This is a genomic window from Kitasatospora sp. NPDC024654 (assembly GCF_055559155.1).
Genome location: NZ_JBVHLF010000258.1, coordinates 1 through 1555, shown reverse-complemented (window position 1 = coordinate 1555; position 1555 = coordinate 1). Strand labels below are relative to the sequence as shown.

3 protein-coding genes are annotated in these 1555 nt (G+C 70.5%); 2 read left to right on the top strand and 1 reads right to left on the bottom strand.

Features of this window, described 5'->3' with window-relative positions:
* The first annotated feature begins 97 nt into the window (after positions 1–97).
* Positions 98–430, top strand: a complete 333-nt coding sequence (locus ACZ38L_RS39470; RefSeq protein WP_465702982.1) for a hypothetical protein — start codon at positions 98–100, stop codon at positions 428–430.
* Positions 340–633, top strand: a complete 294-nt coding sequence (locus ACZ38L_RS39465; RefSeq protein ID WP_465702984.1) for a helicase associated domain-containing protein — start codon at positions 340–342, stop codon at positions 631–633. Before ACZ38L_RS39470 ends, ACZ38L_RS39465 begins: the two co-directional genes overlap by 91 nt.
* A gap of 200 nt (positions 634–833) precedes the next feature.
* Here ACZ38L_RS39465 and ACZ38L_RS39460 read toward each other — a convergent pair whose 3' ends face one another.
* Positions 834–1253, bottom strand: coding sequence for a hypothetical protein (locus ACZ38L_RS39460; RefSeq protein ID WP_465702980.1), 420 nt, complete (start codon positions 1251–1253; stop codon positions 834–836).
* Positions 1254–1555 lie beyond the last annotated feature (302 nt).

The following is a 1555-nucleotide window of genomic DNA, read 5'->3' as shown; positions in this document are numbered from 1 at the left end:
CCGAGTTCGAACGCATCATCAACCAGCAGCGAGCCGAGACCCGACAGAGGGACGAAGCCGCATAGAGACGACTCTACGTTTCCAGGGGATTGACAACATGAACAACTGCGTGCGTCAGATCGCCGGTACCGGCAACGGCCCGCAGCTCACCACGAGCATCACGACGCCGGGCCTCGGTCCGTACCAAGCGGGCACGAACACGAAGAACACCATCGACACGGCACCGTACTGCCCCGCCGCCCCCGGCTGGCCCGTCAACATCTCCGGGACCCAGGCCTTCGACACCCTGGACACGGCGCGCGGCGCGGGGTTCGTGCAGTTCGCGGTGATCGCCCCGACCTGCCTGGCCGCACAGACCGCGACGGTCACCGGCACCGGATTCACCGCGCCCCCCTCGACCTCCTGCCTGACCATCGCCCCGACCAGCTGAACCGTCGCCAGGCCCACCGGCGCGGCGCCGCATGTGGCGGCGCGCCGTGCCTGCGCGGGGAGGGACACGCGAAGGTGCCGCGCACGCACAAGACCACGGAGGGGCTGTCGCTGGGAACCTGGCTGAACAACCAGAAAGCCCGGCGCGACAAGCTCAACGCCGAGCAGATCGAGCAGCTGGAGGCCCTGGGCGTGGCCTGGTAAGCCCGCCCGGCCAAGGTCGGTGTCCGTGGTCGGCGCTACGCTGCTGCGGCCCTGCGAAAGCACTGGAGGCTGGCATCCCGACAAGGGGCGCCGGCCTCCAGGTATCTCCAGGCCGTGGTCGGCGCGACGGCGAGCCCGCGTGGGCGCGGTCAGGTAGGGGGCTTCCCGGGTGGGGCCAACCTGCAGGGTGAGACGGGGCGCTATGCCGCGTCGGCGATGTCTTCCTCACTCTCCACGCCACCGCGCCGCACGATCAGCGCGCGCCGCGTGGTCGAGCCCGCTGCCTGCGGGTCGGCGGCGACGTCCCGGACAGTGACTTCCGGCATCGGCGCGGCGGCGAACAGCTTGTGCCGAAGCTTCGAGTCCCGGCTGACTGCCTCCATCGCCGCGTGCGCCGCGACCTTCTCGACAGCCGCGCGCTCGGTCGCGCGCAGTTCTTCCCAGCGGGCGTTCTCCTCGTCCGTCCAGGTGCGGCGCTCGACGATCTCCTCGTCGCCTGGGTGCTGCTGGCGGCGGCGCTCCTCCACCCGGGCGGTGTACAGGAGCAGGGCCAGGCGGGCATCGGCGCGCTGGCGCTGGAGTGCGATCAGGTCGTCGGGGAGGTCATCGTTCTCAGACACGGGGCGATCGTAGAACGGTCGTCTGACACGATCACCGAGGCCCGCCAGAGGTACACCGCCCCCATCGCCGGCACGTCGTCCCTACCGGGCGCCGGGGTGGGTTGGCGGGCCAGCCGCCAACAGCAACCCCTGACGGAGATCTTCGTGAGTGTCCTGTTCACGGCGGCTCAGCATGGCGGGCTGCCGGCGGACGTCATGGCCCCCGAGGACTCTGAGGTGAAAACCTCCTGCGGGTGATCGCTATGCGGCGGGAGGCGGTTCGGCGGTGACGTCGTAGCCGAGTTCGCGGAGCTTGGCCAGGT

Bases quoted from the DNA above. Each gene is read 5' to 3' on its own strand.
- ACZ38L_RS39470 (WP_465702982.1), top strand. From the start codon at position 98: ATGAACAACTGCGTGCGTCAGATCGCCGGTACCGGCAACGGCCCGCAG.